Raw genomic sequence first — 21,309 nt, forward strand, 5'->3', positions numbered from 1 at the left:
TTCAACCAGTTGAAGCTCCAGCGGAGCAGCCTGCGGCCCCTAACACGGCCGAAGCTGCTCCGCTTTTTCTTGTTCCCCCTACAGGAGCAAAGGACTCATCGTCAGTCTTCAAATATGACGATGTGGAAATGCCCAAGTTCAGTGAGTCCGATGCACTCAAGAGCTGGGTGAAATTCTTCTCGGAATACCGACCGCAGCCATTGCGAGTGCGGCAATGGGTCATGCGCATGCATCGTCAAAAACAGCATGATCAAGTCATTGCGTGCCTGAAGGCAGCCTTGATCAATGGGCAATCGCAACCGTGGATGTACGAGGTTCTTGCTCTCTCCATGGAGATCAAGAACTATCCGAAAGAAGACGTGGAGCGCGTGGTGATGTCGCTCTCAGATTTCGGGGCGGTCAACTTTGAGAACTTGATGTACTCAGCAGCCTACTTGAACAAGTTCGATCGGAAGCAGGCAGCTCTGAAGCTCTATCGTCAATCATCCAGAATAGCTCCCGAGCGTCATGAACCGTATGTGCTGGGACTCAGTCTGGCAGAGGAAGTTGGAACAGACGAAGACGTTGAATGGGCAGCGACAGGTATCCTGACGCACTACTGGTCCAGCAACTTTCAGGAAAAACATCAGCTTGCTGAAGATGCCATCTTGAATCGAATGCGCAACCTTCGACGCAGCGGAGATTCGGAAACCCTCGCCCGCCTCACCGAAGCCCTGCAACAAGCCAAAGTTCAGGATCTTCAAATCCGGCTCGACTGGAGCGGGGACGCTGATCTCGACTTGATTGTCGAAGAGCCACCCGGTTCGATCTGTTCTTTCGAGACGCCCCTGACCTATGCAGGAGGAATTCATTTGAACGACGGGATTGGTCCGGACCGCTCCTTCGAAGAGTACATCTGTCCGATTGGAGTCGCTGGTCGATACCGGATTCAGGTGAAGAACACACTCGGTCGTGTCGTGGGAAATCGGGCAGTTGTCACGATCACCCGACATGCGAATTCGCCTCAGCAATCAGTCGAGCGAAAGACGTTGAACCTCGATGGCGATGTCGCGAGTCTCGATATCGATCTCGATGCTGGACGTCGAAAACAACCTCGAAAACTCTCCTTGCTCCTGGATTCTCGAACCGGACAAATGCCTCAACGGAATATTCCCCGACAGGTTGGTCGACCGAGACGGCTGCCCATGACAGATGCACGCATGAACGCTGTCGAAGACTTCAATGTCGCGAGAGATCCATCTGTTCGACGGGCCGGAGCGATCGGATTTGCACCTGTTGTTCAAACCTATCTCGATGGCGCAGCTTTACAGACCGGAGCCGTCATTTCTGCAGATCGGAGGTATGTTCGAATCGGTGTCGGCGTGCAGTTTTCCACGATCACAGGTGTGTCGACCTTTAACTTCCCCGGAGGAACGGTGAACCAAACGCCGTTCGTTCCTTGAGATTGAACATGCCCGAACGTGATCCTCAGCAGCAATCCGCGCGGACTATTTCTGCATGGTTGACCGTGGAGAAATTGAAGACTGTCAATTGGCTGACCGTAATCTCGGCATTGGTCGCTGTTGCAGTTGTCATCCCCACGGTCTTGTCACTGATGGCCCGGTGGTTTTGGCCGCTGGATTTGTTGACTCATTTTCGAATTCAGATTGCAGCGATCCAATTGGCCGTCGCCGCAATCCTGCTCCTGATCGGTCGCTTCAAAATTGCGATCATTCCAGTTGTTGCGTTGATCTGGAACGTGACATGGTTCGGTGAGTATCTCATTCCTCACCGTCAGGTTGACGAGACTTCTGTCCAAGTCGATGAGTCTGATCTCACGTCCAATAAACTGAGAGTCATGAGTGTCAATGTCTTTACTCGTAACCGAAATCACGACCGATTGATCGAAGTTATTCGCAAGCACCAGCCTGACATCGTGCTCATTCTCGAGGTCAACGACCGATGGAGCCGAGCTCTTCAGCAACTAAACGCCGACTACCCGCATTCGTTGCATTCGCCACGTGAAGACAACTTCGGAATGGCAGTTTTCAGTCGCATTCCGTTCATCGAGTCTGGCTTTCAACAGATTGGCCGAGCATCACTGCCGATGTTTCGCGGACAAGTACAACTGGATAGTGAGCGTATCGAAATTCTTGGCTTTCATGTGTTGCCTCCAACCCGTACGGAAGGAGCAATGTCGCGGAACGAAGACCTCGTTGCGATCGCTCAAATTGCGGAAGAATCGCCCCATCCGATGATCGTTCTCGGCGACATGAATTGCACTCCCTGGTCGCCATACTTTCGAGACGTCTGTCGCACCGGAAAATTGCGAGATTCACGAATCGGCTTTGAGATCTCCGGGACCTGGCCCGCGGGGAATCCATTCGTCCGGCTGCCGATCGATCACATTCTGGTTAGCCCGGAATTCTCCGTGACAAGCTTCTCAAATTGCAACAACATCAGCAGCGATCATCTCCCGGTCTTGGCGACGCTCCGACTGGCAAAGTGACCTAACAACTCGACATTTCGCTCTCGTAACTCCAGGTCGCTGCGCGATCGAATCGGGACTGACCTTGACGGTCTCATCGGGCAGATGCAGAATCACGTTGGATGAGAAGTCAGGATTATTCTCACGGGGGTTCACGATGCTTCGAACGACACTGGTTTTGCTGCTCCTCGGATGTGCCTCTTTCGCTGTGGCACGGATGGACAACCATTCTGAAGTTCAACCGATTCCGGAGACTGCCGACTCCGAGAGTGATCAAGATGCCGTATTCAGACAATTGAGCGATGTCGAGCCACCGCAGGAACGGCTGATCGGGCAGGTCTTCTCTGGGGACCTGTTTGAACCGAATTCCGAAGATGCTTCCGAATTCTCTCAGGCTGTCCCAGAACCAAACTTCGATGCCCCATCGTTGCAATTCGACCCGCTGCCGCAGAACAAACCAGCGGACGACTCACTTCCAGCCACAACGACTCCCGAACCGAGTCCAAGTGAAGACTCAACCGAACAATCTCAGCTGCCGATCTGTATCATTCTCAATGCTCCTGCCGGACTCTCTCCCCGCGAAACTGTAAAGTCCGAAATGGTCTCCTCTCCTCGCAAACGCTCGGTGGAAGAGACGTATATGGAGGGAGGAGTTGCTCGGACCGTCAAACGACACGTGATCGAAATGGTGCAGAAACCCGTCGAAAAGATTGTAGATGGGGCTGCGATGATCCGTTGCGAGAGTTTCCGTTCGGATGTTCGGTCGAATGACGATGGCGAACAAGTCGTCGAACTTGAAATCGATGGCGAGCTCATCTTCAAAAATTCGACGTTCACCATTCACGCAGATTCTGCGTCGTTAAAGGATGGGAAATTCGTCTTTCGGAATGCCAACATCCAGAGTCAAGACTCGAAAATGCAAGCCACCGAATTGACTGTTGACTTCACTGCTCATCGAGTTCAGATCGGAGATCTGCCTGCTGCGAGCCCGAACGACGGCCTGATGCCGATTCCAACCCCTGTCCCCTCTTATGAACCAGCCCGAGGCAGAGCTCCGTCGCCGCTGAATTCGTCCTTACCGGAATTGACCCCAGTGAATTCGAAGCCGGGCGACTTTCAACCTCGTTTCTGAACCGATTCTGTAAATTCTCAGCCATCCTCGGAAAAGCTCACTCTGACGAAGTCTGTCTTCGCATTGCGCGAGAATTCTTGAGTCCCGTTTTCGTTTGACTGATCGGCGAAAGTTCGGAGTCGTCAACGCGGGAACAACTGCGTATACTTAGCTATCTGAAAGGTTGTTTACTTGTTGCCCCTTCGTGATGGGGAATGAAAATGGATGAATTTGTCGAACCGCTTGGTCCCAGAATTCTGATTCGAAAAGACGAAAGCCGCCACCAGACGCGGGGCGGAATTGTTCTGCCCGATCAGGCTGAGATTCCCACAATCACCGGACGTGTTGTCGAAATCAGCACGGAAGTCGAGAACGACGAAGACTTTCCGGTTGCGAAATACGACAAGGTTCTGTTCCATCCGAAGAATGCCATTCCCGTCGATCTGGAACCGAACAACGTGCTGTTTGTGGTTCCGATTGACGACGTTGTCGCAGTCTTTCGACGTCAATCAAATCGTCCGATCGAAGAAGCTGATTTCGAGAACGAACTCGATGACGACATCAGCGATCTCTCGGAACTGGACGACAACGAAGAATTGTAGAGATTCGTCGCTTTAGACTGATCAACTCACACGTGCATGCCCGGCGTTCAATTTGCAAATGAGCGTCGGGCATTTGCACAGACAAGTTTTAGAACAGCCCGAGAATGGCCATCGATCCAGAATTACGGAGAACATTCTGTGGGCCAAACGCTGACAGCGTAGAAGTCGCACTTTCGTTTCTTTAGAATTTGCGCGAACCATCTGGGCGATTGCAGTATCCTTTCCGGCTTAAAAACCGACTCATACCAGTGGTCGACCGATTTCTTTTTCTTCAGCGAGTAGAAGTTCAATTCAGTGACATCTGACGACACGAACTCCCAGCAGACTGCATGTGAACACAACCTGGTCGTTCGTCGCGCCCAACCTGAAGACATTGAACGGATCGATCTCTTTCTCGCCGATTTCGTAGCGGCTGAGCGCATTCTGCCGAGAACCATCGACGAAATGGAACAGCTGATCCCGACTGGGTTCGTCGCCGAAGTGAATGACCAGATCGTGGGGTTTGTTACCCTGGAGATCTACTCAAAGAAGCTCGCAGAAGTCCGGTCATTGTGTGTTCGGCCGATCATGCAGGGTCAAGGAATCGGGAAGAGACTCATCAACGCATGCATCGATCTCGCGAGAGAACGCAACGTCTTTGAGGTCATGGCGATTACCTCCACCGATCAGTTCTTCCTGAACTGCGGCTTCGACTTCACACTCCCCGGCGAAAAGAAAGCGCTCTTTCTTCAAACCCGTGACGCTCCCTAAAGCCGGCTATTCGTGTCAGCATCAATTCCGTCGTTCACCGCTATTCGAGGACGACGAAGTATGAAGACCATGTGAGTCGATGGCTCAGATTGCATTCAGAGCCCGTCGATCTTGAACAACCGGCAGCGATGATGCTTTCCGAGATGGTTGTTGACACCGAACAGAGACGTCTAGAATTGACTCAGAAACAAGCTGCCCTCGCGAGCAGCTTCAATCTTCTTCGGAATCGAGATAAGCGAGATCGATATGAAACAGCTACTCACTGCTGCGGTTCTTTCTACGTTCGTTTTTGTGCTGGCAACTCCGGGTGTCGCTGAGGAGGCAAATGTGCTTCAAGGGAAAATGAAATCACTGGACGGTGAAACTGTCGACCTGTCGACATACGACGGCAAAGTGGTCATGGTCGTCAACGTGGCCAGCAAGTGCGGTGCGACTCCACAATACGAAGCACTGCAGGATCTGTATGAGACATTCAAAGATGACGGGTTGGTCGTGATCGGATTTCCCTGCAACCAGTTCGGCAGTCAGGAGCCGGGAAGCGCTGCCCAGATTCGCGAGTTTTGTACCTCAAAATACAGCGTGACTTTTCCATTGATGGAGAAGATCGAGGTCAATGGGGAATCAGCTTCTCCGATCTACAAAAAACTTGTGAAGTCGGACACAAAACCGAAAGGCGCCGGTCCAATTGGTTGGAACTTCGAAAAATTCCTGATCAATCGAGATGGCGTAGTGATTGCCCGATTCGGAACGTCAACTCAGCCAGACGACGCGGAAGTTGTCTCCGCAATTCGTGACGCACTGAAAAAGAGCTAAGCACGGATCTCTTTTCACCACTCACCGTTTCGTCGTCTGTTCAGCCACCACGACGACAAGGTGAGAAACGAAACACAGAGATGGTGCTCTGTACTGGAAGTCGCGCGAGATGGAGTTGTTTCGCGCGGCTTCTTCCATTTTCTGGCGAGAATCGAAATGTGTTCTACGCAGCAGCGATGGCACTTCGAAACGCTGCGAATTCTTCGAACAGTGGCAGCGACGCAATTCTTCAAGTCCACTGAGAGTGTTTGGTTGCCGGCAGAAACTCAATCTTCTGTCTGGTAGGCGCCAACCAATGTCGTTCTCTACAATCTCGAAACGAATCAATTCTTGAACATATTTCGAAGCGGTGACTGCGCCGTGAGTTCGATCAAAGAAATGACAGTGTGAGGTTGTCGATGAAGCAGTTGATGACGTTAAGTCTGCTGGTGTGTTCGTTTGCATTCTGTTGGACGGACAGAGCAAGTAGTGCAGATGACGGTTTTCGTCCGATCTTCGATGGAAAGACGTTGGACGGTTGGAAAGGTGAGGATGGCTGGTGGAAGGTCGTCGACGGGGCCATCGTCGGCGAATCAACCTCCGATAAGCCGCTCAATCACAACACTTTTCTCGTCTGGGATCAGGGCGAAGTTGATGACTTCGAACTTCGCTTGAAGTTTCGAATTTCCGGCACTGAAAAGGCGAACAGCGGAATTCAATTCCGAGGATCGCTTCGGGATGACGGTCATGTCGTTGGATATCAGGCCGACATCGACCGGGCTGGTGAGTGGATCGGCTCTCTCTATGACGAAGCGACCAAACGCGGCCCCCTCGCTAAACGGGGACACAAATCGACAATCACCGAAGAAGGGAAAGTCGTTACGGAACAAGTCGCTGACCCGGCTGAGCTTTTCGAAAAGATTGATCTCGAAGATTGGAATGAGTACTCGATCACTGCTCAAGGAAATCGATTGATCCTCAAGATCAATGGTCATGTCACAGCTGACGTCACAGACAACGACCCCAATGGCCTCGATCGATCCGGAGTGCTGGCTTTGCAGCTGCACAGTGGACCACCGATGAAGATTGAATTCAAAGACATCCAACTGAAGCGATTGCCGCTTCAGGTTGGGTTCAAGAAAGTTGTCTTCGTCGCTGGGACTCCGAGCCATGGTTACTTCTCGCACGAGCACAACGCTGGTTGCAAACTGCTCGCGAAGAAGCTGACCGAGTCGAATGCGAATGTTGTCTCTGCCGTCTACACGAACGGATGGCCGAAAGATCCAACTGCCTTCGACAACGCTGATACTGTTGTCTCCTATTGCGATGGCGGCGGACGTCATTACCTGAACGATCGACTCGAAGACTTCGACCGTCTCGTCCAAGAACGCGGAGTCGGTCTCGTCTGCTTGCACTACGCTGTCGAAACAGTCACAGGAGATCCGGGTGAGCACTTTCTCGACTGGATTGGTGGATACTTTGAGGTCGACTGGTCCGTCAATCCGCATTGGGACGGCAAATTCGACGAGTTCCCCGACCATCCCATTGCCAATGGTGTTGAACCGTTCGAAATCAACGACGAGTGGTACTACCACATGCGATTTCAGCCTGACATGGCGGGCGTCACACCAATCCTTTCAGACTTGCCGCCACGTGAATCACTGAATCGACCTGACGGACATCACTCCGGCAACCCATACGTTCGTGAAGCAGTTCTGGAACGCAAAGAACCTCAACACGTCGCATGGGCTTACGAGCGGGAAGATGGCAAGGGACGAGGCTTTGGCTTTACCGGTGGACACTTCCACAAGAACTGGCAGGATGACAATTTCCGCAAGATTGTCTTGAACGCCATCCTTTGGACAGCCAATGCCGAGGTCCCTGCCGAAGGCATCAACTCCCCCACGCCAACCCAAGAAGAACTCGAAGCCAACCAGGATTACCCCAAGCCTGATGACAGAAACACAAAAGCCAAGCCACGCAAGAACCGTCAACCGGTCGCTGCGAATCAAAAAGAACCTTCAGCGAAAGTTAGCGATCAACCCGCTGCAGCTTCAAAGATCTTGACATCGCAAACTCCCGGCCATGCTGAATCTCTGGAAGCAGACATTTCTGGTGCTTCGAAACTTTTCCTCGTCGTGACTGATGGGGGGAACAATTTCTCGTGCGATTGGGCAGACTGGGCTGAGCCAAAACTCGTCGGAGATGGCACATCCAAGAAACTCACGGACATCAAATGGAAGTCTGCGACATCTGACTGGGGTCAGGTTCGCGTCGGCCAAAACGCTGGTGGCGGAGAACTGAAAATCAACGGCAAGCGAGTGACCGACGGAATTGGGACTCACGCCAACTCGATCATCGAGTATGACCTTCCTGAAGGTCACTCGTTCAAGAAGTTCACTGTCCGGGCTGGACTCGACAACGGCGGAACCGAACAAGGGGACGGAAACGCGACCAGTGTGCAGTTCTTCGTCTTTACAGACGCTCGACCGTCGCAGGAATTTCTGGCCAAGGTGACCTCCAGTGAAGGAGCTGCTCTCACTGAGAGTCACGAATCCGATCAGGCTGTTGAACAACTAAAAGTCCATGATGACCTCGCGGCGACCCTCTTCGCCTCGGAACCGATGATGACCAATCCGGCTTCCATCGATGTCGATCACCTCGGACGTGTCTGGGTGTGCGAAGCGGTCAACTATCGTGCTTTTCGAAATGCCGATGTGATCGGAGATCGGAAACAGGGAGACCGAATCCTCGTCCTTGAAGACACTAACTCTGACGGGAAAGCGGATCAGTACAGCGTTTTCTTCGAAGGGCACGACGTTGATTCCGCTCACGGAATCCTCATCCTCCCGACACCCGATGGTGTCGGATTGAGAGCACTCGTCTCAGCCAACGACTCCGTATTCTTCCTGATTGACGAAGACGGAGATCTCAAAGCAGATCGCAAGGAAGTTCTCTTCAGTCGGATCGGCGGGGCGCAGCACGATCACGGAATCCATGCTTTTCATTTCGGTCCTGACGGGAAGCTTTACTTCAACTTCGGAAACGAAGGCAAACAGATTCACGACAAAAACGGAGAACCGATCGTCGATCAAGCTGGCAACGTCATCAACAACTCTCGGAATCCGTATCAGGAAGGAATGGTCTTCCGCTGCAACCTTGATGGATCTGAGATGGAGACACTCGGTTGGAACTTTCGCAACAACTGGGAAGTCTGTGTCGACTCGTTCGGAACGATGTGGCAGTCGGACAACGACGATGACGGAAATCGTGGAGTGCGAATCAACTACGTGATGCCGTACGGAAACTATGGCTACAAAGATGAAATGACCGGAGCAGGTTGGAGGGAGTACCGAACCGGCTGGAGCGACGAAATTCCGCTACGGCACTGGCACCTCAACGACCCCGGCGTCATTCCCAACTTGCTGCAAACCGGTCAGGGTGCTCCGACCGGCATCTGCCTGTATGAGGGAGACCTGCTGCCGGAAGCGTTCCATGGTCAGCCAATCCACTGCGATGCGGGACCGAATATCTGTCGGGCATATATCGCAAAGAGATCAGGCGCCGGTTACACCGCTGAAGTCGTCGACATCCTCGACGGAACGGCCAACAAATGGTTTCGTCCGTCCGATGTCTGCGTTGCTCCGGATGGATCACTGATTGTCGCCGACTGGTACGATCCGGGCGTTGGAGGCCATCGCATGCAGGATATCGAGCGAGGCCGATTGTTTCGTGTCGTTCCGAAAGGCGAAGGACTCGAAGACAAATACACCGTCAGTTCGCTCGACGTTTCAACTCCAGCAGGAGCAGTCGCTGCCCTCAGCAGCCCGAACATGTCTCGTCGATACCTCGGCTTCACAGCATTGATGGGTATGGGAGAGGATGCACTTCCTGAGCTTCGAAAACTCTGGAACTCAGACAAGCCATACCTGCGCGCACGAGCTTTGTGGGCGATCGGCAAATTAGAAATCCCTGCTGATCAACGGTTGGAATACGTTCTCGCTGGAATGCACAACGAAGATGTCGACCTCCAAATCACTGCGATCCGACTCGCCCGTCAAATTCTCGACGTGATCCCGCAAGAGAAGTACGCAGGGAAGGTTTCACTCGACAACATGGACGAGGCTCTCGCTCGCGAACTGTTGATCACGATCCGAGAAATCGACGTTCCACACGAAGTCGAGTTGTGGGGACGCCTCGCCAAACGTTACGACGGCAAAGATCGTTGGTATCTCGAAGCCCTCGGAATTGCCGCTGACGGGCAGTGGGATGAATGTCTTGACGCATTCGTCGAACAGGGAGGTGATCTCAGTTCCGCAGCCGGTCGCGAAATCATCTGGCGGTCGCGTGGAACGCATACTCCCGAACTATTGGCGAAGCTCATTCGTGATTCGGAATCTTCAACCGCCAACATCACTCGTTATTTCCGGGCGATGGATTTTCAGGATACCGACTCCCGAAAACCTGTGCTTCTCTCACTGGCTTTCGATGAGTTGGACGGACTTGATCCATCCCAGTCTGCCTTGATTCGGGCGGAGGCACTGAACCGGATGCAAGGTTTTGATATCGGTTCAAACCCGAAATACGCCGAAGCACTTCGCCAGTCACTCGATGCCAATCACGGCACAACTCAGTTCGTGAAACTCGTCGACAAGTTCGGGGTGGAAGATCGATTCGCGGACCTGCTCATGTTGGCTCAAAACGAACCGGTGAGCCAATTGGCAGTCGAAGCGATTCAGGCACTCTACAATCACAAGCAGTTCAAACTGATTTCGCAGGCATTGACGAGTGATGACCGTGAGGTCGTTGACAAGACGCTCTCTGCTTTGGAAACAACTGCCGACGGCCGAAGCAATGGGCCGCTGCTCGCGATTCTTCGCGACGACTCAAAACCGTTGTTTGCTCGCCGTGGCGCAGTCAAAGCACTCGGTGCATCGCTTCCCGGTGCTAAGGAACTTCTCGAGATCGCGAAAAGCGGAGAGTTCTCGCCTCAGATCAAAGACGTTCTGGCAGCGACTTTGAACTCCGCACAGTGGCGATCGATCCGCGAACCGGCAGCGGATGTGTTTCCACCTCCTCCAGGCAAAGACACAACCCCGCTGCCATCGATGAGCGAACTCGTCGAGATGAGTGGAGATCTCGCCAACGGACGTGTCGTGTTCCACACCACCGGCACTTGTAACAAGTGTCATCAAGTAAACGGCATCGGACAGGAAGTCGGCCCGGACCTCTCGGAAATCGGCAAGAAACTCAGCCGCCCGGCGATGTTCGAGTCCATCTTGTATCCCTCAGCCGGCATCAGCCACAACTATGAGAACTGGATGGTCCTCACGCTTGAAGGCCAGGTTTATTCCGGGTTGCTGGTCAGTGAATCCGATACAGAACTGAAGTTGAAAGACGAAAAGGGAATCATTCGGTCGATCCCTGTCATCTCGATTGAAGCGAAGAAGAAGCAGGACATTTCTCTAATGCCTGGAGACCTTCAGAAGCTGATGACTGTCGAAGAACTTGTGGACCTGGTTGATTACCTGCAGACTCTCAAAGAAAAACGCAGCTAATCATCAAAGTTCCCAATCAATGCAAACGCTCCCGACTGATGTCGGGAGCGTTTTTTTGTTCCTGCTAATTCTTCCGCTTGCTCATTCGGACATGTAGAACGTGAGAACAATCCACAGGAGTTTGACTCAGACTGCAGTGAATTGCGTCTCAGGATCATTTGTTCATCGCGAGGAAATTGATCCTTCGCTCGGCGAGCCGACTCAGAAGCTGGTCGGCATGCCCCTCTTCGTTCAAGGTCTCCTGCAACAGGTCAGCATCTTCGTGGCGGCCGAGCTTTTCTGCGTACGTGCGTGCGGTGCCGTAGCCTGCCATTTCGTAATGTTCGACCCGTTGAGCAGCAGCGATGAGGGCTGCATCAAGAACATTCGGAGAGATCTCACTCTTCATGAGATGTTCCCCTTCGGTGATCAGGCCTTCCATCCCTGCACACTTATGTCCACCCGGTTCAAATTCGAGTTGTGCGAAGATTTTCTCTAACCGCTGAATTTGCTTTTCCGTCTCGGTGAGATGTTCCTTGAACGCTGTTTTCAGATCTTCATCATTCGCTGCCTTGACCATCTTCGGCAGAGCATCGACAAGCTGATTTTCAGCACTGAAGAGATCTTTGAGTTCATGAACATATAGCTTCATCAGGGAATCGAGTTTCATCTTGAATTCTCCATCGTTGCTTTCTGGTTGAATGAATTGTTCGCTGATCGACCAACGCCAAAGCTGTGAAGCAAGTTGAACGCTGATTTCAGCGGTTTCATCGTGTAGAAGCACTTCCTGTGCCGTGAACTCAAGCAAGTCATCCAAGGCAAACTGACAGCACTGACTGTGAATTCTGAATGTTTCGCTCTTGCCGGAGTGATTCCTCGACGGGCTTTGGTAGCATATTGATCAAGACGCTGTCCGCGAGGGACGGTGAAGTTATCCTGCATCCGAAGTTTGCACTGGAACGTTTTTAGTTTTGGTTTGCACCGACTCACAGGAGCAAATTCAGCTTTCGAATGAGTGAGAAAACGCAAGCGAGTCCACAGGAAAGAGCAATTTGCTCTCGTGGAGACAACGAAGACCATGTAAGTGAGTGACTGCGAATCGCTTGCTTGCAGAGATCAAAAGAAAAGGGATCAATTCACGATGGCAGTACGTGATGATGTCGAGAGAGAGTTGAACAATCTTCGACAAGCTGGCGCAACCCTTCCGAAGCAGGTCCGTGCGACGGATTCCACGGGGCTCGTTCTCACCGTCGACGTTTCAGCCATCGATTCGATGAGTGTCGAATTCTCCGAGTTGACCTTGTTCGTCCCTCAACTTCAGTCGGCCGCCTTCGATGTCTTGAAGCAATGGGCCAGCGACCTCAGCAGTAGAATTACTTACCTGATGGAGAACATCGGACCGCTCGAGTTCGATCCAGCAGCGGGACAAGTCTTAATCCGATCAACTCCCCCTTCTCAACTCCCGACGGGAACCGAATTCTTCGAGATCATGTTGTCGACGGTCGGAGCGGGAACGTTCACTCTCAAGAGATTCAAATCAGTCAAAGGTCAACCGGGACGTGATCAGGTCTCTATCCAAGTCACGACGGAATTGTTGCTCCGGCTGATCGACGATCTGATCGACACCGTTCCCTAAGCTGAATTCTCACGAAAATTGGGCTGCACGATTTTCGGCAGCATGCTCTCTCATCGTTCGCCCGAGAAAACGGACGAGTTCGATAACAGCTCGAAACAGAGACTGAGATTTTAGCTGATCAACTCAGGCATCGGGCGATAGTTGTTCTGGTCGATCAGAAACCTCGGACGTCCCTGGAAGTCGTCGAGTGTCAGTTGGTCGACGTCGATTCCAAGTGATCTGTAGAGTGTCGCGAAGACTTCCTGGAAGTGGACTGGTCGTTCTGAAGGCTCTTCGCCGAGACGATTCGTTTCTCCAATCACCTGCCCATGTTTCATGCCTCCGCCGGCCAGCATTGCACAAGAGACACGCGGCCAGTGGTCGCGGCCACCCTGCGGGTTGATCTTCGGTGTTCGTCCGAATTCCCCCCAGACGACAACGGAAATGTCGTCCAGCATTCCGCGTCCGTCGAGATCTTCGATCAGAGCGCTGACCGCCTGATCAAGCATGGGCATGTCTTGTCTTGCTCGGGTGAAGTTACCGCCGTGCCAGTCCCAGCGACTGAATGACAGCGAAACACAGCGAACTCCTGCTTCGATCAGTCGTCTGGCTTTCAAGAAGTTCGTCAGCAATCGAGTGCTTCCGTCAAACTGAAGTTTGTCTTCTCCGTATCCATAGCGCTCCCGGACTGACTCCGGTTCTTGCTCCAGATCGAGAGCGTCTGCGAGCTTGCTTGATGTCAAGATCCCGAAAGCCTGTTGGTTGAACGCGTCGAGACCTTCCATCATTCCGTTCTGATCAACTTGCCTTCGGAAGCGATCAAACGATTTGAGAACCTGCTGTCGACTCGCGAGGCGGTCGTTCGAGATTCCGTTCAGAACGAGGTCAGCTGCCCCATCCCCATGCGGAGAGAATGGCGCGTGCGCCACACCGAGGAATCCTGGCTGTCCGTTATCACCCCAAGGGACGTGGCCTGTTTTGGGAGAAAGTCCGACGTACGCCGGAACTGCGGGATCTTTGGGACCATAAACTTTGGACAGAACCGAGCCGAACGCTGGCCATCCACCGGGAGGCTGATTGGCATTGTGATGACCGGTCAAACACTGAAATGCGTAATGGTGCCCGGAGGCTCCCACGATGGAGCGAATGAATGTGAGCTTGTCGGCGTTGGAGGCAAGCTTCGGGAACATTTCGCAAATGTCGACGCCGGGAACTTTTGTCTGAATCGGGACGAACTCACCTCGCACTTCTGCTGGTGCGTCCACCTTGATGTCCCACATGTCCTGATGTGGCGGTCCTCCCGGTAGGAAGATCATGATGATCCCCTTGCTGGAAGCTGGATTGCGGCTGGCTTGTTCTGCCTGGAGAATCTGCGGAAGCGTCAGCCCGCCCAAGGCTAAACTTCCGATCCGGAGAAAAGAACGTCTCGAGAGAGCATCGCACATGGGAGTGCGGTTACCGAGGAGGGTCAGCATCGTTCTGGTTCCAGGTTGAGGTGGGAATGTTGATTGTTTCGACTTCCGGACTCTGCATAAGCGAAGCTGAAATGACGCAGAGACAGAAATCACAACGACGTAGTTCGTTGCATAATCAGGTGGGAAGGAAAGCAGTTCCGTCGCTTCCCTCTATCGATCAGTATACCTCAATGCGAAAACAAATGTCAATTTTCCACGAAATTCCTCCGCGTGCTTGAGCTGACATTGCCGCGACGGGATGAGCGTTCGAGAGCTTGGAAGCAGAACTGCAACGTCGCGGATGACTGATGATTCAACGCAGTGAAGCTACTGCGGATCAGAAAACTTGTGCTCAGATGAAAGTTTGCGGATTTCGTACCAGGTCACAATCAGAACAATTACCAGTCCAACAGCGAGTCCGGTTCCAAGTCCTTGCAGCATGCCCAAGCCCGTACCCAACTCCTGCAACTCTTTTAATGTCGCATCATCGGGCAAGCGGAAGACTGTTCGATAATAGGCAGGCGTGAGGGAGGCAATCGACCTCCCAATTCCAGCACCTAAAGTGGCTCCCACCACTCCAGAAACCATCGTGATTGCGAATCCTCGAAGCGCTGTCATGAGGAACTCCGGTTGCGGCCGACGCAATCACGACAATGCGAATTCTTCAAGCCCCTGCTCTGGCCGGCGGTCTTACTTGACTGCCGAGGACATGAGGCTCGTTGAATACTATCGATCCGAAATCGGCACAAAATCGAGGTTGCGTTCACCCAGATAGACTTGCCGTGGTCGCTGAATTCGCTGGTCTTTGTCGGTCATCATTTCCGCCCATTGTGCCAGCCAGCCGACAGTTCGTGGAATGGCGAACATCACAGGGAAGAGAGAGACGGGCAAACCGATCGCCTGATAGATCAGTCCGGAATAGAAATCGACGTTTGGATAAAGCTTCCGTTTGACGAAGTACTCGTCTTCCAGCGCAATCTTTTCGAGTTCCAAAGCGACATCGAGCAATGGGTTTCGACCGGTGACTTCGAAAACGTCGTCAGCACACTTCTTGATAATTCGGGCGCGTGGGTCGTAATTCTTGTAGACGCGGTGGCCGAATCCCATCAGTCGCAATTCACCACTTTTGCAGCGACTAACGTAGTCTGGGACGTTTTTCACATGACCGATTTCGGTCAGCATGCGAAGAACAGCTTCGTTCGCTCCACCGTGCAGTGGTCCGTAGAGAGCGGCCGCAGCCCCTGCCCAGGCTGAGTATGGATCAGCAGCTGATGAACCGATCGCACGCATCACGCTTGTTGAGCAGTTCTGTTCGTGATCAGCATGCAGGATGAAGAGAATATCGAGAGCTTTGACGAGGGCCTCGTTGGGCTCGTAGTCGTTTCCGATCATCCGGAACATCATGTTGAGGAAGTTCTCGGAATAGCTCAGTTTGTTGTTTGGGTAGATGTAGGGATGGCCCTGACTGTGCCGAAAAGTGAAGGCAGCGATGGTGGGGACTTTGGCAATCAGTCGCTGGATCTGCAGCTTGCGATTCGCTGGGTCCGTGACGTTCTTCGCTTCCGGATAGAATGTTGACAACGCAGCCACCGTGCTGATCATCATCCCCATCGGGTGAGCATCGTACCGGAACGATTCCATCTGCCGTTTGATGTTTTCGTGAACGACCGTGTGGTGATTGATGTCGTCCTGCCACACGGAGAGTTCGTCTGCCGACGGAAGCTTGCCGTTCAACAACAGATACGCCACTTCGGTGAACGAGCTGTTTTCAGCGAGCGTTTCAATTGGGAATCCACGGTACTCGAGGATTCCTTTGTCGCCGTCGATATACGTGATCGAACTCTTGCAAGAGGCCGTGTTGGTATATCCCGGATCGTAGGTCATCAACCCGAAATCGTCATCATTGACTTTGATCTGGCGGAGATCGAGGGCGCGAATGGTGTCATTCTCTACCGGAAGTTCGTAGGTCTTTCCGGTGCGATTGTCAGTGATTGTCAGCGATTCGGCCATGGCGTGTCTTTTACTGCTTTCTCATCACGTCGAGAGATGTCATCTCGGGATATTTCCGTTATCGGCGTAGCGCGGCGTGTCCATGATGGCAGACAATCGAGGGCGTACAAGTCTACCATTCGATTTTCTCAACGTTCCGTCAAACTGACTCCGGACTTGCGTGCGGGTCAACTCAAGTTCGATGAGAACCGCCCAAACACGAAAGATACGTCTCTTGCCGAGATCGCATCTCCGCGGAAAGTCACGGTCACGCCAGCATTGACTGTCCGTTTCTTGGAAATCTGATCCCTAACGGACGTTACTGCAAAAGACTCCGTGTCACGACTTCCCGAGCTTTATCGAAGTAAGGCTGCCATTCGATTTCGGGTTTCCCTCGTTTGAGACAGTCTCGCACTTTCGCCAGAGTGTTGCGTGCCATATGTGGGCAGCGATTGCAGGCGCAAGTCTCTCCGGTGTCGGTCATGATCCCCGGAACTGGAATGAACTCATGCTGCGGAGCTGCATTCTCAAGGGGATAAATCATGTTGGCTTCGGTCGCGACGAGGAATTTCGTCGGCTCCTGAATGGAGGCGCAGTGCTGCTTCATCCGTTCAGTTCCACCAATGAAGTCTGCGACTTCGAGAATGTTTTGGGGACATTCTGGATGTGCGATGACGACTGAGCCAGGTGTGTTTTTCTTGGCGCGAATGAGATCCTGCAAGCTGAAGACTTCGTGAACCATGCACGAGCCAGGCCACAGAATCATCTCTCGTCCGGTCACTTCAACCAGATAACGTCCGAGATGCTGGTCGGGGACGAACAGAATTTCCTTGTCTTTCGGAACTCGTTCTTCGACGACTTCGCGAGCGTTGCCGCTGGTGACGATCCAGTCGCAGAGGCTCTTGACTGCTGCTGAGGTGTTGATGTACGCGACAGTCTGGAAGTCACGTCCTTCTTCTCTCAGCTTTTTCTGATAAGCAGCCAACTGATCGGCAGGACAACTGTCAGAAAGCGAACATCCCGCCTGAAGATCAGGCAGCAGCACGGTCTTCGACGGATTCAGCATCTTCGCTGTTTCCGCCATAAAGTGGACTCCAGAGAACACAATCGTCGAAGTCTCAACCCGGGCAGCATCGCGTGCAAGTTGTAATGAATCGCCGGTGAAATCGGCCACGTCCTGGATTTCTCCATCGACGTAATAGTGTGCCAAGATTGTGGCGTCTTTCGCCTTCTTCAAACGGTCAATTTCATCCATCAGATCCAACGGGTCTTCGTAGATCCCGGCTGGCTCATCCACAATCGGCATTAAGTTGTTGTCTCGCATATTTTCCTCCAGCCCCATTATAGCTTCGCCGCTCTGCAGGTCACGAGTGCGGGACGAATTCACCGTTCGATTCGGAAATTCATCGCGTCAGCGGACGCAGAGCGGCAAGTGATGAGCTTTAGAATGGCTGCATGAAGAGACACGAGCGAGTGCATCGGAAAGAGTACGATGCTCGAAAAGTCATCGCGTCAACGCGGAACGACCGAAAGGACGCTTATTCCCTGGATTCCGATTCCGCATGGACGAGTTGGATCGGAGAACTTTCCTTCTCCGTCGGTGATCGCTGGGCCAATTGCGTTTGGAGCTCAAGAACCTGAACAATCCCTTCTGCGGCGTTTGTCAACTTGGGATTCACCGTGAGAGCACTGTTGTAGCGGGCAAGTGCGAGGTCGGTTTCTCCACGCTGGGCATGGATGTATGCGATGTTCGAGTTGGCCTCTGCGTCCGTCATCACGCTCTTGTAGAGAGCGTATGCTTCGCTGATTCGTCCCTGAGATCCAACTGCGAGGGCGAGATTGTTGACAGCCCGTTCATCTTCCGGATGAATGTTGAGAGCTTCTCGAAGAAATTCTTCGGCCAGCACAAACTCTCCCGACAAAAGATAGGCATAACCGAGATCAGTTTTCACTTCGTGATTGCGGAGGGTCATGGAATCAGCTTCCAGCAAGTAGGTGATTCCCTCCTCGATTTCGCCAGTTCGAACGAGTGTGACTCCGAGTCGATGAGCGATCGATGAGTCTTCAGAATTCGACACGTAGAGTTCCCGATAGATATCGAGAGCGGAGAGTAAATCGTCGTCGGACTCTTTCGCACGGGCGATACTGAACTTGAGATTCGACTCCGTAGACATCGTCCGGTCGTGCGGTGGTGCAGTCACCACACTGTTCGAATTCAGCGAGCACCCAGTCCCGAATGAAATCAGCATCGCGTACGCGATCAGCAGACGACAGGTCGAAAGTTTTGGAAGGAACATGGAGGGCTCACCATTGTTCATCGTTGGCCGAATTCTCACAGATGTGATCCTGGAAGCTGTATCAATTCAATCTCTGACTGATTGAGTGTGGAAGTAGGTGACCACTGAAATTGGCCGTGCGTTGACTGAAGATGTGATGAGGCTAAATGCCCAACTAAAATCCTCCGATTCCTCCGGAGAAACCTCCTCCGTACGCATTGCCGTATCCGCCACCAAATCCAGATTGTGAGCTCATGCCTCTCGCATAGGCTCGTTGAGCTTGTGGTCCTGTGAATCCGGGTGTCAGTGCCGGACCGACGACAACTCTGTTCTCTGCTTCGTACATCCCCATCGCTGCGAGTGCATCCACGATCAGTTGGCGTCGCTGTTCGTCGAGTTCGCGGTTGTTGTTCACTGGATAGCGGAACTCAGTCTCCGGATCGATGCTCATTGAACTGCGTTCGACGATGATCGGATATGGCGTCGACTCGATGCGGGCAGCGATCTGTTTGACGTGATCTTTTCCCGCAAGATTCAATTCAATGCCGTTCCCGTTCCACTCATGTTCGTAGATGACGAAGTCCGAAGCTTCGGCGTTCGATTCCTGCTGTTGCCAGACTGGATCGGTCAAGGTTCCGAGAGGATGCGGCGTGATGTCGCCCATGTCAGCACATTTCTCACATGACGTGCATCCCGCGAGCATGCCGGTGGTTGTCAGAATGGCTGCAAATGTTCGAATTCGCATTGTGCTCATGGTTTTGAAGTTCCTCAGATGAGAAGCACGCCATCGAGAGTGAGAGAGTGTTGTTGTTCCCTGTGCACTCGTCTGGACTGCTGGGCACGATTTTCGTTCTGCTGGCTCGTGCGAATTCGTAAAGGCTCTTTTCGAAAAGTGTTCTACTGACTGAATCCGTGCGCCCCGTTCAGGAAGTACTTCGACGACTGATGATGCTTCTCACATTCGAAGTATCCGCAACGTTTCATGCGGCTCTTGTAGAGGGGCCAAACCGTGCTTCTGTGGAAACTCTCATTACGACCTTCAAGATCTCCAAAGAAGAAGAAGTCGAGGTCATTAGGTTCCGTCACTTCCATTCCAGGAAGAATTTGTGGTGCTTGATCCGGTTCGAGCGGATGGACGAGTTCTGGTGAAACGAGAATCAACAGTTCCGTCTCATCACGTGAGACGGATTTCGATTCAGTGATGATATTGAGACCGGGGATTTCACCCAGAAACGGCAGACGTGTTGACTCAGCACTTTGTTGTTCCTGGATCAAACCAGCGATGGCCAGCGTCTGTCCTTCTCGAAGATCAACGACTGTACTCGTCGAGCGCGTATCAACTCCTGGAATCCCCTGCACCGAATTCGACTTATTCAATGTCGAGAATGACGGAGCGACGCGAAGGCGGATGCGGTCCTTGTCCAACACTGTCGGTGTGAAGTCGACCGACGTTCCAAACCCTCGAAAACTTGTCGTCGCTGCTTGAGCTCCACCCACTCCGACGACGGTCGGAACGGCGAATTCGCCCCCGGACAGAAACGTTGCCGACTCACCACTGAGGACAACCAGATTCGGTTCCGACAGGATTTTCGCGTTGCCGTTGGTGACAAGTGCTTTCAATACAACTTCGAAACTTCCATCAGAGAATGTTCCGGTCGACAACACATTACCGCCGCCAGAGAGAATGCTGGAGAACATGAATTCTTTGATATCGAATCCGATGTCGGCTCCCAGTTCTCTGCCTGCGGATCGCTGCAATTCCGCGATGCGGACCTTCAACATCACCTGCTTTTCTCCGGGAACTTCCAGCAGATTCACAAGCCGAACTTCCGGCAGATAAGATGCATCCGGAAACGGCTGAGCAGCGGTTGTCGTTGAGAGAAGTGTGTCGACCTGACCGTTGGTTGCATTGCCGGCATTTTCGCCAATAACAGCGAGGATCTGGACAGCTTCCTGTTCATCACGAGCCTGACCGCGAATGATCAATTTGTCTGCGATCGGTATAAGTTGGACTCTGCTGTCCGGAAACATCTCGTTGATCATCGACTGCAGCTCGTGATATTCAAGCCGTCGTTGACGATCGACTCCGTCGTCTTTCACAACTGTGACCAGCATGCTGAGCAGCGTTGGGTCGAGTTCATCTCCCAGCCACAATGTGACGGTCGTGCTGCCAGTCTCTTTTCCGATGATCTCAATTTCTCGTGAGCCGAACGCCACGAATTCTAGAATGGTTGGATCAGCGACCGCTGCGCGAAAGATATCTTTCTTCATCCGCAGGATCTTTGATCGACGCTTGCTGACTTCCAGTTCAACTTCAGCACTCACGACCTCTTCCACAAGGGAAGAAACCTTCGTCTGAACCGGTTGCGCAGCAAGTTGCCCTTGGCCCCAGAATCCGACAATCACAGCGACCGCAATCGCAATGATACGAATGATCGGAAGCGGACGCGCAGAATGTTCGAATTCTCTCCTCATGGATCCATCCACTAGTCGTTCGTCCACTTCGTCTCAATCTTCATAGAAGTTCACACATCCGGCGCACTTCTGCGTCCATAGTAGTTTTCGACACGAAAATGAGTGATTCGACATCATGTTTGCCGGGCAGATCGAAAATAATCGCTATTACCGGAAAAGTTTAACACGCTCGAAAGCCGTGGCGTCAAACTCGAACGTTCCGTAAAACCAATGAGAGTCGAGACTAATGAATCAAGCACTC

At 52.6% G+C, this 21,309-nt stretch carries 16 protein-coding genes; 8 read left to right on the top strand and 8 right to left on the bottom strand.

Going from position 1 to position 21,309, the window contains the following annotated elements; genetic code table 11:
* The first annotated feature begins 128 nt into the window (after positions 1-128).
* The 7 genes from AB1L42_RS14830 (at position 129) to AB1L42_RS14860 (ending at position 11,280) form a co-directional block, all read left to right on the top strand.
* Positions 129-1,442: a hypothetical protein gene (locus AB1L42_RS14830; protein WP_367057126.1), complete on the top strand. Its 1,314-nt coding sequence runs from the start codon at positions 129-131 to the stop codon at positions 1,440-1,442.
* Positions 1,443-1,450: 8 nt separating this feature from the next.
* Positions 1,451-2,488: an endonuclease/exonuclease/phosphatase family protein gene (locus AB1L42_RS14835; protein ID WP_367057129.1), complete on the top strand. Its 1,038-nt coding sequence runs from the start codon at positions 1,451-1,453 to the stop codon at positions 2,486-2,488.
* A 136-nt stretch (positions 2,489-2,624) separates the two neighbouring features.
* Entirely contained in the window at positions 2,625-3,599 is a 975-nt protein-coding gene (locus AB1L42_RS14840) for a hypothetical protein (RefSeq protein ID WP_367057132.1), read from the top strand.
* Between the two features lie 200 nt (positions 3,600-3,799).
* Positions 3,800-4,180, top strand: a complete 381-nt coding sequence (locus AB1L42_RS14845; RefSeq protein ID WP_367057135.1) for a co-chaperone GroES — start codon at positions 3,800-3,802, stop codon at positions 4,178-4,180.
* A gap of 294 nt (positions 4,181-4,474) precedes the next feature.
* On the top strand, positions 4,475-4,930 hold the full coding sequence (locus AB1L42_RS14850; RefSeq protein ID WP_367057138.1) for a GNAT family N-acetyltransferase: 456 nt from the start codon (positions 4,475-4,477) through the stop codon (positions 4,928-4,930).
* 246 nt (positions 4,931-5,176) lie between these two features.
* On the top strand, positions 5,177-5,743 hold the full coding sequence (locus tag AB1L42_RS14855; protein WP_367057141.1) for a glutathione peroxidase: 567 nt from the start codon (positions 5,177-5,179) through the stop codon (positions 5,741-5,743).
* A 398-nt stretch (positions 5,744-6,141) separates the two neighbouring features.
* Complete coding sequence (locus AB1L42_RS14860) at positions 6,142-11,280, top strand: PVC-type heme-binding CxxCH protein (protein WP_367057144.1); 5,139 nt, start codon at positions 6,142-6,144, stop codon at positions 11,278-11,280.
* A 154-nt stretch (positions 11,281-11,434) separates the two neighbouring features.
* Here AB1L42_RS14860 and AB1L42_RS14865 read toward each other — a convergent pair whose 3' ends face one another.
* On the bottom strand, positions 11,435-11,929 hold the full coding sequence (locus AB1L42_RS14865) for a ferritin-like domain-containing protein (protein WP_367057147.1): 495 nt from the start codon (positions 11,927-11,929) through the stop codon (positions 11,435-11,437).
* Positions 11,930-12,400: 471 nt separating this feature from the next.
* Between AB1L42_RS14865 and AB1L42_RS14870 the strand changes: the two genes are divergently transcribed.
* Entirely contained in the window at positions 12,401-12,895 is a 495-nt protein-coding gene (locus tag AB1L42_RS14870; protein ID WP_367057150.1) for a hypothetical protein, read from the top strand.
* Positions 12,896-13,005: 110 nt separating this feature from the next.
* On the opposite strand, the gene AB1L42_RS14875 is transcribed toward AB1L42_RS14870, so the two are convergent.
* The 7 genes from AB1L42_RS14875 to AB1L42_RS14905 form a co-directional block, all read right to left on the bottom strand.
* Positions 13,006-14,349 carry a DUF1501 domain-containing protein gene (locus tag AB1L42_RS14875; RefSeq protein WP_367057153.1) on the bottom strand — a complete coding sequence of 448 codons (1,344 nt, stop codon included), beginning with the start codon at positions 14,347-14,349 and terminating at the stop codon, positions 13,006-13,008.
* Positions 14,350-14,655: 306 nt separating this feature from the next.
* Positions 14,656-14,946: a hypothetical protein gene (locus AB1L42_RS14880; protein WP_367057156.1), complete on the bottom strand. Its 291-nt coding sequence runs from the start codon at positions 14,944-14,946 to the stop codon at positions 14,656-14,658.
* Between the two features lie 108 nt (positions 14,947-15,054).
* A complete protein-coding gene (locus tag AB1L42_RS14885; protein ID WP_367057159.1) occupies positions 15,055-16,338 on the bottom strand; it encodes a citrate synthase in 1,284 nt (427 codons plus the stop codon).
* 298 nt (positions 16,339-16,636) lie between these two features.
* Entirely contained in the window at positions 16,637-17,641 is a 1,005-nt protein-coding gene (nadA, locus tag AB1L42_RS14890) for a quinolinate synthase NadA (RefSeq protein ID WP_367057162.1), read from the bottom strand.
* Between the two features lie 214 nt (positions 17,642-17,855).
* On the bottom strand, positions 17,856-18,614 hold the full coding sequence (locus AB1L42_RS14895; RefSeq protein ID WP_367057165.1) for a hypothetical protein: 759 nt from the start codon (positions 18,612-18,614) through the stop codon (positions 17,856-17,858).
* Between the two features lie 154 nt (positions 18,615-18,768).
* Positions 18,769-19,338, bottom strand: a complete 570-nt coding sequence (locus tag AB1L42_RS14900; protein ID WP_367057168.1) for a hypothetical protein — start codon at positions 19,336-19,338, stop codon at positions 18,769-18,771.
* A gap of 152 nt (positions 19,339-19,490) precedes the next feature.
* Positions 19,491-21,068 carry a pilus assembly protein N-terminal domain-containing protein gene (locus AB1L42_RS14905; RefSeq protein WP_367057171.1) on the bottom strand — a complete coding sequence of 526 codons (1,578 nt, stop codon included), beginning with the start codon at positions 21,066-21,068 and terminating at the stop codon, positions 19,491-19,493.
* Between the last annotated feature and the right edge of the window lie 241 nt (positions 21,069-21,309).

It is taken from the genome of Thalassoglobus sp. JC818 (assembly GCF_040717535.1).
Taxonomy (GTDB): domain Bacteria; phylum Planctomycetota; class Planctomycetia; order Planctomycetales; family Planctomycetaceae; genus Thalassoglobus.

What these genes read in the sequence shown, in the direction of transcription:
- AB1L42_RS14865 (WP_367057147.1), bottom strand. Translation starts at nt 11,929, where the DNA reads ATGAAACTCGATTCCCTGATGAAGCTATATGTTCATGAACTCAAAGAT.
- AB1L42_RS14855 (WP_367057141.1), top strand. Translation starts at nt 5,177, where the DNA reads ATGAAACAGCTACTCACTGCTGCGGTTCTTTCTACGTTCGTTTTTGTG.
- AB1L42_RS14830 (WP_367057126.1), top strand. Translation starts at nt 129, where the DNA reads ATGCCCAAGTTCAGTGAGTCCGATGCACTCAAGAGCTGGGTGAAATTC.
- AB1L42_RS14875 (WP_367057153.1), bottom strand. Translation starts at nt 14,349, where the DNA reads ATGCTGACCCTCCTCGGTAACCGCACTCCCATGTGCGATGCTCTCTCG.
- AB1L42_RS14880 (WP_367057156.1), bottom strand. Translation starts at nt 14,946, where the DNA reads ATGACAGCGCTTCGAGGATTCGCAATCACGATGGTTTCTGGAGTGGTG.
- AB1L42_RS14885 (WP_367057159.1), bottom strand. Translation starts at nt 16,338, where the DNA reads ATGGCCGAATCGCTGACAATCACTGACAATCGCACCGGAAAGACCTAC.
- AB1L42_RS14835 (WP_367057129.1), top strand. Translation starts at nt 1,451, where the DNA reads ATGCCCGAACGTGATCCTCAGCAGCAATCCGCGCGGACTATTTCTGCA.
- AB1L42_RS14860 (WP_367057144.1), top strand. Translation starts at nt 6,142, where the DNA reads ATGAAGCAGTTGATGACGTTAAGTCTGCTGGTGTGTTCGTTTGCATTC.
- nadA (WP_367057162.1), bottom strand. Translation starts at nt 17,641, where the DNA reads ATGCGAGACAACAACTTAATGCCGATTGTGGATGAGCCAGCCGGGATC.
- AB1L42_RS14840 (WP_367057132.1), top strand. Translation starts at nt 2,625, where the DNA reads ATGCTTCGAACGACACTGGTTTTGCTGCTCCTCGGATGTGCCTCTTTC.
- AB1L42_RS14870 (WP_367057150.1), top strand. Translation starts at nt 12,401, where the DNA reads ATGGCAGTACGTGATGATGTCGAGAGAGAGTTGAACAATCTTCGACAA.
- AB1L42_RS14895 (WP_367057165.1), bottom strand. Translation starts at nt 18,614, where the DNA reads ATGTTCCTTCCAAAACTTTCGACCTGTCGTCTGCTGATCGCGTACGCG.
- AB1L42_RS14900 (WP_367057168.1), bottom strand. Translation starts at nt 19,338, where the DNA reads ATGCGAATTCGAACATTTGCAGCCATTCTGACAACCACCGGCATGCTC.
- AB1L42_RS14905 (WP_367057171.1), bottom strand. Translation starts at nt 21,068, where the DNA reads ATGAGGAGAGAATTCGAACATTCTGCGCGTCCGCTTCCGATCATTCGT.
- AB1L42_RS14845 (WP_367057135.1), top strand. Translation starts at nt 3,800, where the DNA reads ATGGATGAATTTGTCGAACCGCTTGGTCCCAGAATTCTGATTCGAAAA.